Genomic DNA, 14,575 nt, shown 5'->3' with positions numbered 1-14,575 from the left:
CGCGTGACCGGGTGGGAGGCCGCCGCGTGCGGTCTCCCACCCGGTCCGGGCCCATGCCGCGACCTCCGGCCGAGCGGGCCACCGTGACCCGCGCAGGGGCCGGGCGACGAGCGCATCCGGCCCCCACACGGTCTCCCTAGGGTCGGCTGCCCGACCAGACGAACGTGGCGGCCGGCATCCGGGCCACGGTGGCGAAGTTGTTGTTCACGGTGGCCGCCTCGCGGGCGTTCGGGTAGGCGTTGGTGCAGCTCACCGGCGCGCTGCTGCCGGACATCAGGTCGGCGCACAGGCCGGTGCGGCGGTCCGGCAGCCCGAGCAGGTGCCCGAACTCGTGCGCGGCGATCCGCGGCGGGTGGTAGCCCTGGTTGACGGCCTGCCGGCCCATGTACCAGCGGCCGTTGCCGAGGGACGTCGTCTGTGCGCGCGGCCAGCCGTTGTCGGCGTACACCCGGATGTTGGGGGTTGATCCGGCCGGGACCGGCAGCAGGCGCACGTTGGTCACCCGGCTGTTCCAGATCTGGGCGCCCTGGTCGACGACCGCCTTGAACTCCTGGGCCTGGCCGGCGTCGTAGTAGAGGGTGCGGGGCGCCGCGGCGGCGGGCCCGGCCGTGACGGCCTGGACGCCGCCGAGGGCGAGCACGGCGACGAAGGCCGCGGCGATTCTGCGAAGCAGCATTGCTTCCTCCGGGGATGGGGAACGGGACCCCTCCTTTCTATCGACGTGCATCCATCAATGCGGCATACCGGCTCACCCCTCTGCCGCGGGTGATGCCGTCAAGCCGGGAACACCACCGCGACGATCATGGCGAGCGGTACGTCAGGGCAGGAACTGCTCCTCGAGCCCGACGACCGTGCCGTCCTCGACCGTCAACCAGAACGGCAGCACCGCGATGCGTGGCGGCGTCGGCTTCACGACCTCGCTCTGCTCCTTCAGAACCGCCGGCAGCTCGGTGAACTTCACCTGCGTCATGTCCACCCCGCCCAGCGACGCCAGCACCTGACAGTCGGCGTCCGCCGCGACCGGCAGCGTCCGCAGCTTCGGGTTCTCGTTGACGATCATGTAGTCGTTGTCCGGGCCGTCCGGGTGCTCCGGATTCTCCTTCTTCCACCGCGCCTTGGCCTCCTCCCCGGTCAGGAACTCGATCAGGTCGAAGGTCACCTTCTTCCCGGCGCCGTCCACCTTGGTGAGATAGACCGGATGCCGGCCGTCCTCCAGCACCGGCGCCGCCTCGGTCGCCGCCTTCGTCGCCTTCGTCGTGGGCGTGGTCGTGGGCGTGGTCACGGCGGCACTCGCGGCCGGGGCCGGGGCAGTGGGCTCCGCCGCCTTCTCGCACCCGGCCAGCGCCAGCACCAGGAGCGCCGCCACGCCGGTTGCCTCGATATGTCTCACGTGTCCCCCAGGTCGCTGAATGGCTGCGGCCATGTTGACATTTCCCCGCCGGAACCCGGGCGCGCGGGTACTACGCTCCGGCCCGGACATCGACCACGCGTGAACGGGGACCCGCAGAATGACGGAGACGTCGTACCGGTCGACCGCCCTGGTCGGCCTGGGATGGCTGGTCACCGTGGTCACGGCCGTGACCGCCGGAGCGGTCCAGGCGCTCGGCGAACGCACCTGCGACGACACCACCTCGTGGTGCTTCACCCCCGGCGAGGCGGTCACCCTCGCCCTGGCGCTGGCCAGCCCGTTCCTCCTCGGCATGATCGCCATCGTGCTGGCGCTGGCCGGTCCGCTCGCCCGGCGGCTGCCTTCGGCGCCACTGGCCGGAACCATCTCCGCGGTGCTCGCGGTCCCCGTGGCGGCCGCGCTCGGCGGTCTGGTCCTGGCCGTCGCCCGATGAGGCGTACGACGCTCGGCGCGCTCTTCTTCGGCTGGCTCTACGGTGTGCCGTTCCTGCTGATCGTCGGCCTGATCCGCCGGGCCACCCCACCCACGCTCGCCACCCGCGCCGACGCCGAGCACTTCGGGGCGGTCACCGACCGTTACCTGGGCGCTGCGATGATCCTCAACGCGGCCGTACCGTTGCTGGGCCTGCTGCTGGCCGCCCTGCTCCACGACCGCTACTGGCGCACCCACTTCCTGGCCGCCCTGGCCGGAATGCTGCTGTTCCTGGCCGTTTACGGGACAGCCGCGAGCCAGTCCGCGGCGCCGCTGATCGGCACCGTCCCACCCGCGCTGGAGCCCGCCCCGCGGGTGACCCAGTGCATCCCCACCAGCGGCGGCCGAACCTGCCCCGGCGGCTGACCCCTCAGCGGTCGGGGCTGTTCGCGGATGGCGATCCGCTGTAGCCGATCCTCATCGGCTGGTCGTGGGCGCTGTCGCGAAGCGGTTGGGCAGCGCCCACGGCCGGCCAGTACCGCCCGGCTGGCGCTGAGCGCCGTCCCGGCCGGGTGCGGGCCCGGCCGGGACGGTGTCGGGGCTTTCAGTAGCCGTAGCGGCTCTTCAGGTGGCGCCACCAGTCGCGGAACATCCAGGCGTCGAACTCGGTGATCGACGCCGAACTGCCGGCCCGCATGATGAAGTTGCTGACACCGGTCGGGGTCCAGTCGTAGAAGTCGTCCAGGCCCCAGGTGTGGCCGATCTCGTGCAGCAGGATCGTCATGTTGGCCGCGTTGATGTTGTTCATGAAGTATTCGCGGCCCATCCGCTGGCCCCAGTCGCCGCCCGCGCCGCCGCCGAAGCCGTCGGTCAGCCACAGGGACTGGTCGTAGTGGCGGGCGTATCCGCCGGGACAGTTGGGGTACTGGCCGTTCTGGTGGAAGAAGCGCCCGCAGGGGGTGGAGCATTGCGGGGCGTTCTCCCGGATGTCGTTGACGTAGACGTCGACGCTCGTGTCGGACCACTGCAGCTGGGATCGGTTGCGCACGGCCCAGCCGACGACGCGGACCGGCACGTCGGCGTACGGCCAGGCGTTGTGCCCGGTCAGCTCGTCCATCCACTTCTTGTGCTGGCGGGCGAGGGCGGCGTGGATCTGGTCGCGCTGGGTGGCGGTGACGGTCGCCGACGAGTCCCAGCGGACGCAGTAGTTGATGTAGCCACGGTTGGCCATGACCTGGTCCCAGCCGTAGTTGCGGAACGCGTACAGATTGCCGTTGTTGTAGGTCTGCTCCTGGTGTTGCCAGACCTGGGCGAGCGGGGTGACCAGGTTGGCGGGCGGGCTCCAGGCCGGGGGAGCGGCCTGCGCCGAGGTGGGGGCCAGGATGATCGCCACCAGGGCTGCGATCAGGGTGATCAGGCGTGTTGTTCGCACGGAACCTCCCGGAGAAGTGGTTTTGTCGCCCGGTCGGCTCCGTGCATGGACATCACCGGACGGACCACACGCATCAGCCCCAATCGATGCGTATCGCCTGCTGGCCAGGCTGCCTGACGAAAACGTTTTCGGCAAGTGGTCCGGTAGCCGCCGTCGCTGATTCCTCCAGCAGATCATGGGTGCCGCGTTGCCCGTCGGCGTCGGTGCTGTGCTGCCGCTGGGTCACCGGGTGGTCGGATCTGAGCTTCGGCGACGCGCCGTCATCGAAACTTGCGCATCCCTGACGCCTCCAGTACAACGTGGCCATGGCGCACACGGATGACCCGATCTCTGCCCAGCTTCAGCCGGACGTGCCGCACGCGGCACGCATCTGGAACTACTGGATGGGAGGTAAGGACAACTTCGCCGCCGACCGGGCCGCCGGCGACGCGGTCGCCCAGGTGTACCCCGAGATCGTGCTCATGGCGAAGCAGTCGCGTCAGTTCCTCATCCGGGCCGTCCGCTACCTGGCCGCCGAAGCCGGCATCCGTCAGTTCCTCGACATCGGCACCGGCCTGCCGACGATGCAGAACACCCATGAGGTCGCCCAGGCCGTCGCGCCCGAGAGCCGCGTCGTCTATGTGGACAACGACCCGCTCGTGATGGTGCACGCCCGCGCGCTGATGGCGGAGACGACCGGGGACCGCCGCACCATCCATGTGCACGCCGACTATCACGACCCGGAGCGGATCCTCGCCGAGGCTCGCGAGGGGCTCGACTTCTCCCAGCCGGTCGGCGTGATGTTCATGGGCGTTCTGGGCTACGAGCCGGACCTCACGGTCGTGTCCCGGATCGTGAACACCATCATGGAGGCCACCCCCGCGGGCAGCCACCTGGTGTTGTGGGACGGCACGAACACCACTCCGGCCGTGGTGGAAGGCGCCGACCGGCTGGCCCAGAACGGCGGCGTGCCGTACATCCTGCGCAGCCCGGACGAGATCGGCGCCCTGTTCGAGGGGCTGACACTGGTGGAGCCGGGCCTGGTGCAGATCACCCAGTGGCGCCCGGACGGTGAAGCCGAGTGGCTGGACGCCTACGGAGCGGTGGCACGGAAGCCCTGACCGTGACACCCGTCCGGTAGCCGGGAACGGCGTGGGGCATTCGGGTGCGCACCTCACGCCGGCCTCGGCTCTCGGGGTCGGCGTCCGGCGGTGACCCGCGCCTCACCCCGGCGGGGCCTTGACGTGGGCTTCACACCTGTCGCACCAGTATCGCGCGGATGGGGAACGCGAGGACTTTTCGTGCGACAGCGGTGGCGGTGGCCGCCGCGCTGCTGGCCGCCTGCTCCAACGGCGGCGAACCACCGGCCGCCCCGCCCTCCCCGGCACCGTCCGTCAGCGTCCCGGCGACCTCGGCCGTGCCCACACCCGAGTCCACCCGGGCGGCCCAGCGCGCCCGGTACGGCATCCCGGACTTCGCACCCGCCCCACCGCCGCAGCGCATCACCCTGCCGGCCGGCGACTCGGTGGAATACCTGAAACGGATCCCCACCACCCAGAAGGTCGCCTTCCTGACCATCGACGACGGCTACCTCAAGAAGCCGGAGGCGCCGGCCCTGATCGCCGCCGCCGGCGTGCCCGTCACGCTGTTCCTGACCACCGACGCGATCCGTGACGACCCGGGCTACTTCAAGCCCATGCTCGACGCCGGGGCCACCATCGAGTCGCACACCGTCACCCACCCCAGCCTCAGCGGCCGCTCCTACGAGTTCCAGCGCCGGGAGATCTGCCAGTCCGCCGACGAACTCGGCGACTGGTTCCAGCGGCGGCCCACCCTGTTCCGCCCGCCCTTCGGCAACAAGGACTCCACCACGCTGCGCGCCGCCAAGGACTGCGGGATGACGGCCGCCTTCATGTGGACCGAGACCGTGCACAAGGGCAAGGTCCGCTACCAGGAGGGCCGGCGCGTCCAGCCCGGCGACATCATCCTGATGCACTTCCGCGAGGCGTTCCGGAAGGACTTCGTCAGCGCGCTCAAGGCCATCCACCGGTCCGGGCTCACCCCGGCCCTGCTCGAGGACTACATGCCCCTGCCGGCGGCGGCGCCGTCGTCCCCGGGCCGGCCGCACCTCACCGGGCCGGGGCCCGCTTCGCGACCGTCAGCGTGAACAGCGGCAACGCGCGCCGGCCGGCAGCGACCCGCCGACCGCCGGGGCGACGATGCCCGGCTCACCGCGGCGACGGCGAGCCGGCCGGGCCGCGACCTCAGTGAGCATCGGGTTCGGTGCGGCAGGTGACGTTGATCCGGTTCCACGCGTTCGCGGTGAGGATCAGGGCGATGAGCTGTGCCAGCTCCGGCTCGGGGAACAGGCGGGCGGCTGCGGCGTACACCTCGTCGGAGACGCCGTGCGGCAGCAGGGTGACCGCGTCGGTGAGGGCGAGCGCCGCCCGCTCCCGCTCGGTGTAGAGACGTGACTCCTCCCACGCGGAGAGCTGGAAGATCCGCTGCTCGGTCTCGCCGGCCTTGCGGGCGTCGCGGGTGTGGTAACCGATGCAGTACGCGCACCGGTTGATCTGCGCCGTGCGGATCTGGATCAGCTCGGCCAGAACCGGGTCGAGCCCCTGTTTCGCGGCGGCGTCGAGGGCGAGCACGGCCCGGAAGACCTGGGGTGCGGCGGTACGGAATGTCATGCGCTGTTCGGTCATGATCCGAGCCTAGAGGCGGAAGTGACCTCGGCTATGGTTCATTTCCATGCCTGATTCGTGGGTCACTTCGCTGGACGGGCCGGGCAGCCGCCGGACACAGCTGATGCGGGCGCTCCGCGACGCGATCCGGTCCGGCCGGCTTCAACCGGACACCCGGTTGCCGTCCTACCGGGCGCTCTCCGCCGACCTCGGCATCGCCCGCAACACGGTCGCCGAAGCCTATGCGGAACTGGTCGAGGAAGGCTGGCTGACCGCCCGGCAAGGCTCCGGCACCCGGGTCGCGGCGCGTGCCGCCCCACCCGCCGGCACCCGGCCACACCATCCGGCCGCCCACACCCGGCGCCCGGTCCACGACCTGGCCCCCAGCTCACCGGACGCCGCCGCCTTCCCCCGGGCGGCATGGGCGGCGTCGGCGCGGCGGGCACTGACCGCGGCACCCAGCGAGGCGTTCGGCCCGGCCGACCCGCGCGGCCGCCCGGAACTGCGCCGGGCGCTCGCCGAGTACCTGAGCCGGGCCCGGGGCGTGCGCGCCGACGCCGACCGGATCGTGGTCTGCGCCGGATTCGCGGGCGGGCTGCGGCTGCTCACCGCGCTGCTGCCGGAGACGGTCGCGGTCGAGGCGTACGGACTGCGGTTCCACGGCCGGATCCTGCAGGACGCCGGAATCCGGACGGTGCCGCTGGCCGTCGACGACCGCGGCGCCGACATCGCAGCCCTGCCCGGCGGTGGCGCCGGGGCGGTGCTGCTCACGCCCGCCCACCAGTACCCGACCGGTGGCGCGCTGCACGCGTCCCGCCGCACCGCCGTCGTCGACTGGGCGCGCGCCACCGGCGGCCTGATCCTGGAGGACGACTACGACGGCGAGTTCCGCTACGACCGCCAGCCGATCGGCGCGGTGCAGGGCCTCGACCCGGACCGGGTGGTCTACCTCGGTTCGGCGAGCAAGAGCCTCTCCCCGGCGCTGCGCCTCGGCTGGATGGTGCTGCCCGGCCACCTCGTCGACGACCTGCTCGCGGTCAAAGGCGGTCGCGAGCTCTGGACCGGCGTCGGCGACCAGCTCACGCTGGCCGACCTCCTCGCCTCCGGCAGCTACGACCGGCATCTGCGCCGCATGCGCCACGCTTACCGGCGCCGGCGAGATCTGCTGGTCACCGCCCTTCGAAACCGCCACCCGGGGGTACGCGTGACAGGCATCGCCGCGGGCCTGCACGCCGTCCTGGCCCTGCCCGAGGGCAGCGAACTCCGCGTCCTGGCCGCAGCCCGCAGCCTTGGCGTGGCGGTCGACGGCCTCTCCGCCTACCGGCATCCGGCCAGCACGATGCCCCCGCGGGACGGCCTGGTCGTCGGCTACGGCACCCCACCGGAACACGGCTTCGCCGCCGCCGTCGAGGCCCTGTGCGACGCCCTGGACCGAGGAACAGGACCCGGCCACCTGACCGGGTGGACGGGGTCAGGCGGCGGGTTCGGAGGCGAACAGGGTCAGGCCCAGACGGTGGGACAGGAAACGGGCGGCCAACTGGCCCCGGACACTGTTGCCGAAGGAGTCGAGCGGTGGCGCGAAGGTGGCCAGCGAACCCTTGCCGGGTGAGACGACGATGATGCCGCCGCCGATGCCGCTCTTGCCGGGCACGCCCACGTCGTAGAGCCAGTCGCCGGACGTCTCGTACAGGCCGGCCGTGGCCATCACGGCCAGCGTGAAGTGACACACCGAGGCGTCGACCACGCGTTCGCCGGTGCGCGGGTTCACGCCACCGTTGGCCAGGGTCGCGCCCATCAGCGCCAGATCGGTCGTGGTGATCCGCAGGCAGCTCTGCCGGGTGTAGAGGTCGACCGCCTCGACCGGATCACAACCGAGCAGCCGGTACGTCTCCAGCAGGTCGGCGAGCGCCCGGTTGCGGTGGTTGGTCGCCGACGCGGAGGCGTACACCTCCTCGTCGAGCGGCAGCTCGCGGCCCGCGAACCGGGACAGCCCGTCGCGCAGGAACGCCCACTTGCCGGCCGCGGTGTCGCCGGCGACCAGGCTCGCCGTGGCGATCGCGCCCGGGTTCACCATCGGGTTGGTCCGGCCGCCCGGCCCGCGTTCGACGGCGGTGAGCGAGTTGAACGGCAGCCCGGTGGCGTTGACTCCCAGCCGCTGCCGGATCGTCTCCGCCCCGACAACCTCGCTGACCAGGGCGAACACGAACGGCTTCGCCACACTCATGATCGTGAACCCGTGGTCGGCGTCACCGACGGTGTACAGGCCGCCGCGCGTCCCGGCCGCACAGATGCCGAACAGGCCGGGATCCACCCGCGACAGCGCCGGATAGACGCTGGACGGCGCGCCCGACGTCACCGTCCGGAACCGCTGGTACGCCTCGTCGAGGGAGCGCCGCACCTGATCGGGCGAGGGTAGTTCGCCGGTCGAGACATACTCATCCGCTGCCATTCGCGCACGGTAACCGCGCGCGCCGCCTCGCCCTTCATCCCGGACGGGTGAGGCGGTGGGCGCACGCCGGTCGCGACCATGACCGTACGCCGAGGGAGGGATGAGGATGGCCGCAGTGAAGGTGGACCGGGAACGTCTCATGCGGACGTTTCTCGACCTGGTCGCGATCGACAGCCCGACCGGGCAGGAGCAGGTCATCGGAGAGGAACTGGAGCGCCGGTTCACGGCGCTCGGCACGACGGTCCGCCGGGACGAGGCGGGCAACCTGATCGCCACGCTGGAAGGGCCACCCGGCGAGTGCTTCCTGATCTCCACACACATGGACACCGTCGGAACGGACGTCGGCATCAAACCGATCGTCGGCGACGACGGGGTGATCAGAACCGACGGCTCCACCATTCTCGGCGCCGACGACAAGGCCGGCATCGCCTCCTGCCTGGAGTTGCTGACACTGCTCGGCGAGCATCCGGAACTGCCGCATCCGGCGATCGAGTTCGTGGTGTCGGTCTCCGAGGAGGCCGGCCTGGTCGGTTCCCGGCAGCTCGACGTGTCCCGGCTGCGGTCCACCCACGGATACGTGTTCGACACCGCCGGAGCGGTCGGTTCCATCACCTACTGGGCGCCCACCGCGCTGGACGTGAACATCACCGTCCACGGGCGCAAGGCCCACGCCGGTGTCGAGCCGGAGAAGGGCGTCGACGCGCTGCGGGTCGCCGCCGAGGCGATCGCCGCGATGCCGCTGGGCCGCATCGATGAGGAGACGGTCGCCGGCATCGGCATCCTGACCAGCGGCGAGGCCCGCAACGTGGTGCCCGCCACGGCCGTGCTGACCGGGCAGGCCCGCAGCCACGACCAGGCGAAACTGGACGCGCAGGTGGCGGCGATGCGGGACGCCGTGGACGCGGCGGCGCGGCGGCACGGGGCGACCTACGAGTTCGTGGCCGAGGAGATCTACCACACGTACCACATCGACCCGGTCGCGAAACCGTACCGGGACGCCGCCCGGGCCATCGAGGCGAACGGCCTCGAGGTGATCGCCCGCAAATCCGGTGGCGGCACCGACGGCAACTTCCTCAACGCCCGCGGCATCCCGTGCGTCGGCCTGGCCACCGGCATGGTCGACGAGCACGCGACCAGCGAGCACATCGCGATCGACGACATGGTGGCGGCGTGTGGGATTCTGCTGACCATCGCCACCGGAACAGCAACAGCGAGGGAGCAGTAATGCCAGGTCACATCGTTCCCATGGGCGCCGGGCGCGCGGTGATGGACCGTCGCGACGATCCGCTGCACGACTACGTCCTCGAACTCACCGGCAAGGACGACCCGGTGGTGCTGTTCCTGCCGACCGCCACCGGCGACGACGCGAGCTACATCGTGTCGTTCTACGAGGCGTTCCACTCCGGCCGATGCCGGCCCCGGCATCTGCGGCTGTTCCACCGCGACTTCGACGACCTGACCGACATCGTGCTCGGCGCCGACGTCATCCACGTCGGCGGCGGCAACACCGCCAACATGCTGGACGTGTGGCGGCGGCAGGGCGTGGACACCCTGTTGCATCAGGCGCTGGCCGGCGGGGCGGTGCTCACCGGCGGCAGCGCGGGCGGACTGTGCTGGTTCGAGGGCGGGACCACCGACTCGTACGGGCCGACGCTGCAGTTGCTGGACGAAGGCCTCGGCATGATCAAGGGCAGTTACTGCCCGCACTACGACGCCGAGGACCAGCGCCGCCCTCTGTTCCACGCGGCCCTGCTCGACGGATCGCTGGAGACGGGGTACGCCTCGTGGAACCGGGTCGCCATCCGGTTCACCGCGGGCGGCGAGCTGGTCGAGGCGGTCACCTCCGAGCCGGGCGGCCGGGCCCTCAAGGTGTATGCCCGCGACGGCGAGATCGTCGAGGAGGACATCCCGTGCCGCCGGCTCGCCGAGCGGGTCGCCAGCCGGAGCGTGTCGACGTAGGAAGACACGAGGAGAGGCCGTCGGCCTCTCCTCGTGTTCTCACATGCTCGCCGGCGCCGCGAACAGCACGATCGACACCCGGGTCGGGGTGACGTCCAGCTCGCGTTGCATGCCCACCCGCTGGATCATCGCGTAGCCGGGCGTGCCGGCCTCCCCGGTCGGGTTGAGCAGCACCAGCGCCCGGCCCGCCTCGACGAACGCGTCCGAGCCGGGCCGCAGGACGTCCCCGCAGGCGGTGGTGTTCCCGGCTGGGTCGCTGATCGTCAGCGAGAAGTCCTGCTGCCCGGAGTAGGCGGTGGCCAGCGCGAACCCGGGCACCGGCGGACTCCCGACGTACGCGAGGGTCGCCGTGCGCCCCGGCCCGCCGGTGGCCCGGTACGGGGTGACGTCGAACGTGCCCTCACCCTGCATGTCGAGCCGGATGTCACCGGCCGGCGCCTGACAGGTGCCGCCCTTGACGTGGGCGTTGTAACCGTTCTCCGGCCGCGCGGGCGGGGTGACGGTGCCCGCCGTCACCAGGATGCGCGCCCGGGTCGGCGTGATGTCGAGCTCACGTTGCAGGTGGGTCCGTTCGATCACGGCGACGCCCTGGACGGTGGCGCCGCCCACCGGCAGCAGCTGCACCACGGCCAGCCCGGACCGGCCGAACCGGTCCTCCTCCGGCTGGAGCAGGTCGCCGCACGCCACGTCCTGGCCGCCCTCGGTGAGGACCAGCGAGAACCGCTGACCGGTGTAGATCGCGCCGAGGCCGAAACCGGGCACCTGCGGCGCCCCGTAGAAGCCGAGGACCGCGTCGTTCTCGGCCCGGTACGGCACCACGTCGTGGCTGCCACCGCCGGCCAGGTCGATGTGCAGGTCCTGGCCGGGTTCGGCGCAGCTGCCGTCCCGGATGAACCCGTCGTAGCCGGACCCGTCCTGCGCCCGCGCCGGGATCGGCGCGAGCAGCAGGGCGAGCACGGCCAGGGTGGCCGGGACGAATCGCAGCCACCTGGACGGTGTCGTCATCGCCAACCTCCTAGCTGGTGCCGTAGACCAGCGCCGCAGTCAGCAGCGCCACCACGGTCGAGACGAGCCACATGATGAACATCGGCAACGAGAAGGAGTGCCAGATCGCGAACCGGCTGATCCCGGTGGTGCCCGTCTCGTCGGCCGCGATGCTGGTGACCTGGGAGCCGTTCGCCGGGAAGAAGTAGATGCCGATCGCGGCCACCGAGAACGCTGCCAGGAACTGCGGCGGGATGTCCAGCGCCAAGCCGATCGGCACGATCGCGGCCAGCGCCGCCGCCTGGCTCGTCGTCAACGCGGCGACGATGAAGATGGCGATCGCGATCGTCCATCTCGCCGCCTCCACCAGACCGCCCATGGCGCTGACGATCGCGGTCTCGTTCGCCGCGATCCAGGTGTCCGCCAGCCAGGCGATGCCGAACAGCGCGATCAGACCGATCAGGCCGGAGGTCATGGTGCTCTGCGTGACCACGTCCTTGATCTTGACCTTGCAGAACAGCACGATCAGCGTGGCCGTCACACCCATCACGATCTGGATCACGATCGAGGTGCTGATCGGCACCAGGTTGCCCTCGTCGTCCGGGAACGCCGGCCGCAGCGACTCGACCATGCCGAGCAGCACGATGACGGCGATACCGGCCAGGAAGATGAACGTGCTCCGCTTGGCCTCCTTCGGCAGCTGCCGCGCCTCCAGCACGCTCGTGTCGACGGGCTTGATCTCGCCGGCCGCCACCCGCTTCTGATACACGGGATCGTCGGCGAGTTCCTTACCGACCCTCATCTGTACGAACGACGCCGCCAACAGGCCCACCACGCTCGCCGGCAGGACGACGACCAGGATGTCACCGATCCCGAAGTCGACCGGGTCGAGCAGGCCCACGAGCGTCGCCATCGACGCGCTGACGGGACTGGCCGTGATCGCGAACTGCGAGGCGGTACCGGCCACCGCGAGCGGCCGCTCCGGGCGTACCCCGTTGAAGTAGGCCACCGCGAAGATGACCGGGATGAGCGGGTAGTAGATGAAGCCGGTGCCCGCACCCAGGGTGAAGATGAACGCGACGACCGGCGCGATGAGCGCGATCAGCGCGGGCTTGCGTTTGAGGATCTTCTTGGCCACCTCGACCAGGTAGTCGATACCACCGACCGCCTGCATGGTCGACGCCGCCGTGATGACGGACAGAATGATCAACATCGACGACGTGGGCGGCTCGCCGGGCGCCAGCCCGAACCCGAACACCAGCACCGCGAGACCCACCAGGCCCCACAGGCCGAGACCGATACCACCCATACGTACGCCGAGCAGGATCGCGCCGATCACGACGACGCCCTGCAGGATTATCAGCCCCGTTTCCACGTGACCTCCCGGCTTCACCGACGCGCCCGAACGGACTCTCCGCCCGCAACCGTCGATAAAGGATCGGCTGGTCAGCACATCCTTCGGCTCATCCCCGGAGGATGACCCCGTCACCGGCGCGGATCCACTCCGGCTGGCTTCAGCGCTGCCTCAAACGGGCGTGAGGCAGCCCCTGACCCTGCTGGCCGAATCGCCCGCTCGCTCGCTCGCCCGCTCGCCCGCTCGCTCGCCCGCCCGCTCGCCCGCTCGCCCGCCCGCTCGCCCGCTCGCCCGCTCGCCGGGCGGGCGCGCACAGCGCACCGATGGTGTGCCCCGAGCACCGCTGTGACACTCGTGAGCGACCGCGCAGGCCCCTGCGTGCCGAATCGCTCGGCCCCGTCTGCCTGCCGGGCGGGCGCCCACAGCGCCCCGACGGCACGCCCAGTCGCCCAGTCGCGCCGTCGCCCTGTCGCCCTGTCGTCCTGTCGCGCCGTCGCCCTGTCGCCCTGTCGTCCTGTCGCGCCGTCGCCCTGTCGTCCTGTCGTCCTGTCGCCCCGTCGTACTGGCGTCCGGGCGTCCGGGCGTCCGGTGGGCGGAGGGCCGGCGTGCTGGGCGATGTGTGCTCGGAGAACACGACACCCGTCGTGGGTGTGAGAACACCCGTTGCGGGTGTCACGTCTGCGGAACACAGATAGCCGAGATCCGTGTCCCGTCTCCCCGGACGGGGATCCGTCTCCGCGTGCGCTGCCAGCCGGCGAACGTGATGGTGATTCCGTGCGACGGCTGGCCGGTGCCGCACGCTGGAGTTCACGGGGCAGCGTCAGCAGCGGTCGCCCTCACCGGCCGGCCGGGTCGTTTCGCCGGTCTTGCTCAGCGACGAGCGCACCGTTCACGCAACGCCGTCTACATGCGCAAACACCGCAACGGACGGGTCTTCACCGGTCAACGGACAGCCCGGCTCACCTGGAGTGAGGCGGAAGCAAGTCGTGCCCCTCCCACGGGTCGATCGCCTCGGGGTAAGCGGGATCCTCCACCCGAGGCTTCCGCGGGGCCGGTTCGACGCGGGTGGGTGCGGTTGGTGGTTTCTGTGGGGCCGGTTCGATCCGGGTGGGTGCGGCCGGGGGCTCCTGCGGGGCCGGTGCCGGGGGGCGCGGCCACGCCGGTTCGATCCTGGTGGCCGCGAGCGGTAGCGGCCGAGCCGGGGGCGCTTCGGCGCGGGCGGGCGCCGGCGGCCGCGACCGCGCTGGTGGTTCGGCGCGAGCCGGTGGAGGCGGTGGCGCCTGCCGGGCCGGCTCGATCCTGCTGGGTGCGAGCGGTTCGGGCCGCGCTGGTGGCGCCTGTGACGCGGCTCCGGCCGGGGCGGCCAGCAGTTCGGAGGCGGTGGCGCGGTCCTCGTTGAGGCGGGCCCGGGCGGCGTCGAAGACCGGCCCGGTCAGCCCGGCGAGCGGCTCACCCGCCCAGCGTTCGAGCTGGTGGCGGATCTCTTCGGTGGCCGTGCCGATGTCACCGGTGCGATGCTCGTCGCGCGCCTGCGCGAGGGCGGCCCGGAACATGCCGGTGTCGAGGGTGTCGCCGACGCGCAGCACATAGCCGGCTTCGGTCAGCGTGAGCAGCGACGTCCGCCCCGGATCGAGGGCCCGGCGTAGCCCGCCGACGCACCGTTGCACCACGTCGACGGCGTTCTCCGGCGGGTCGCCGTTCCACAGCGCGGTGACGATCTCCCGGACGCCGACCGGCCGGTCGGCGTGCAGCAGCAGGACGGCGAGAACGGCTCGCTGGACGGGCGGCCCGAGATCGACCGGCTCGCCGCCCCGGTAGGCGCGAACCGGCCCGAGCAGCTCGAACCGCAACGAGCCGGTGTTCATCCCTGTTTCCCCCAGCGAACCTTCCGCCCGGCCGCAGCGTCACGGCAGGT

At 71.4% G+C, this 14,575-nt stretch carries 15 protein-coding genes and 1 pseudogene; 7 read left to right on the top strand and 9 right to left on the bottom strand.

The window, feature by feature from the left end:
• Window positions 1-136 precede the first annotated feature (136 nt).
• Together AB0I88_RS00625 and AB0I88_RS00620 are read right to left on the bottom strand one after the other, a co-directional pair.
• Window positions 137-676: a snapalysin family zinc-dependent metalloprotease gene (locus tag AB0I88_RS00625; protein WP_361016730.1), complete on the bottom strand. Its 540-nt coding sequence runs from the start codon at window positions 674-676 to the stop codon at window positions 137-139.
• 141 nt (window positions 677-817) lie between these two features.
• Entirely contained in the window at window positions 818-1,366 is a 549-nt protein-coding gene (locus tag AB0I88_RS00620) for a hypothetical protein (RefSeq protein ID WP_361016728.1), read from the bottom strand.
• 142 nt (window positions 1,367-1,508) lie between these two features.
• Between AB0I88_RS00620 and AB0I88_RS00615 the strand changes: the two genes are divergently transcribed.
• Both AB0I88_RS00615 and AB0I88_RS00610 read left to right on the top strand, forming a co-directional pair.
• Window positions 1,509-1,841: a hypothetical protein gene (locus AB0I88_RS00615; RefSeq protein ID WP_361016725.1), complete on the top strand. Its 333-nt coding sequence runs from the start codon at window positions 1,509-1,511 to the stop codon at window positions 1,839-1,841.
• Window positions 1,838-2,245 (top strand): hypothetical protein, encoded by a 408-nt coding sequence (locus tag AB0I88_RS00610; protein WP_361016722.1) that lies wholly within the window; start codon window positions 1,838-1,840, stop codon window positions 2,243-2,245. The genes AB0I88_RS00615 and AB0I88_RS00610 overlap by 4 nt, the downstream gene beginning before the upstream one ends.
• A gap of 178 nt (window positions 2,246-2,423) precedes the next feature.
• On the opposite strand, the gene AB0I88_RS00605 is transcribed toward AB0I88_RS00610, so the two are convergent.
• On the bottom strand, window positions 2,424-3,251 hold the full coding sequence (locus AB0I88_RS00605; RefSeq protein WP_361016720.1) for a hypothetical protein: 828 nt from the start codon (window positions 3,249-3,251) through the stop codon (window positions 2,424-2,426).
• Between the two features lie 73 nt (window positions 3,252-3,324).
• Entirely contained in the window at window positions 3,325-3,558 is a 234-nt protein-coding gene (locus AB0I88_RS00600; RefSeq protein ID WP_361016718.1) for a hypothetical protein, read from the bottom strand.
• Here AB0I88_RS00600 and AB0I88_RS00595 point away from each other — a divergent pair.
• Window positions 3,557-4,351 (top strand): SAM-dependent methyltransferase, encoded by a 795-nt coding sequence (locus tag AB0I88_RS00595; RefSeq protein WP_361016716.1) that lies wholly within the window; start codon window positions 3,557-3,559, stop codon window positions 4,349-4,351. The genes AB0I88_RS00600 and AB0I88_RS00595 overlap by 2 nt on opposite strands.
• 158 nt (window positions 4,352-4,509) lie before the next feature.
• Window positions 4,510-5,397, top strand: a complete 888-nt coding sequence (locus AB0I88_RS00590; RefSeq protein WP_361016713.1) for a polysaccharide deacetylase family protein — start codon at window positions 4,510-4,512, stop codon at window positions 5,395-5,397.
• Window positions 5,398-5,494: 97 nt separating this feature from the next.
• Here the strand turns inward: AB0I88_RS00590 and AB0I88_RS00585 are convergent, their stop codons facing one another.
• Window positions 5,495-5,935: a carboxymuconolactone decarboxylase family protein gene (locus AB0I88_RS00585; protein ID WP_361016710.1), complete on the bottom strand. Its 441-nt coding sequence runs from the start codon at window positions 5,933-5,935 to the stop codon at window positions 5,495-5,497.
• 46 nt (window positions 5,936-5,981) lie between these two features.
• Between AB0I88_RS00585 and AB0I88_RS00580 the strand changes: the two genes are divergently transcribed.
• A complete protein-coding gene (locus AB0I88_RS00580; RefSeq protein ID WP_361016708.1) occupies window positions 5,982-7,523 on the top strand; it encodes a PLP-dependent aminotransferase family protein in 1,542 nt (513 codons plus the stop codon).
• Here AB0I88_RS00580 and glsA read toward each other — a convergent pair.
• Window positions 7,455-8,363 (bottom strand): annotated as a pseudogene (gene glsA / locus AB0I88_RS00575) (glutaminase A); the annotation flags it as partial. The gene AB0I88_RS00580 and the pseudogene glsA sit on opposite strands and share 69 nt — an antisense overlap.
• Before the next feature lie 106 nt (window positions 8,364-8,469).
• On the opposite strand from glsA, the gene AB0I88_RS00570 reads away from it, so the two are divergent.
• Together AB0I88_RS00570 and AB0I88_RS00565 are read left to right on the top strand one after the other, a co-directional pair.
• Complete coding sequence (locus tag AB0I88_RS00570; protein WP_361016706.1) at window positions 8,470-9,588, top strand: M20/M25/M40 family metallo-hydrolase; 1,119 nt, start codon at window positions 8,470-8,472, stop codon at window positions 9,586-9,588.
• Entirely contained in the window at window positions 9,588-10,322 is a 735-nt protein-coding gene (locus tag AB0I88_RS00565; protein WP_361016703.1) for a peptidase E, read from the top strand. Before AB0I88_RS00570 ends, AB0I88_RS00565 begins: the two co-directional genes overlap by 1 nt.
• A 39-nt stretch (window positions 10,323-10,361) precedes the next feature.
• Here AB0I88_RS00565 and AB0I88_RS00560 read toward each other — a convergent pair whose 3' ends face one another.
• The 3 genes from AB0I88_RS00560 to AB0I88_RS00550 form a co-directional block, all read right to left on the bottom strand.
• Window positions 10,362-11,327, bottom strand: a complete 966-nt coding sequence (locus AB0I88_RS00560) for a hypothetical protein (RefSeq protein ID WP_361016701.1) — start codon at window positions 11,325-11,327, stop codon at window positions 10,362-10,364.
• Between the two features lie 10 nt (window positions 11,328-11,337).
• Window positions 11,338-12,681: an anaerobic C4-dicarboxylate transporter gene (locus AB0I88_RS00555; RefSeq protein ID WP_361016699.1), complete on the bottom strand. Its 1,344-nt coding sequence runs from the start codon at window positions 12,679-12,681 to the stop codon at window positions 11,338-11,340.
• Window positions 12,682-13,619: 938 nt separating this feature from the next.
• On the bottom strand, window positions 13,620-14,525 hold the full coding sequence (locus tag AB0I88_RS00550) for a BTAD domain-containing putative transcriptional regulator (RefSeq protein ID WP_361016696.1): 906 nt from the start codon (window positions 14,523-14,525) through the stop codon (window positions 13,620-13,622).
• Between the last annotated feature and the right edge of the window lie 50 nt (window positions 14,526-14,575).

It is taken from the genome of Actinoplanes sp. NPDC049802 (assembly GCF_040656595.1).
Lineage (GTDB): Bacteria > Actinomycetota > Actinomycetes > Mycobacteriales > Micromonosporaceae > Actinoplanes.
The sequence above is the reverse complement of the archived record's forward strand: the minus strand, read 5'-3'. Positions and strand labels throughout refer to the sequence as shown.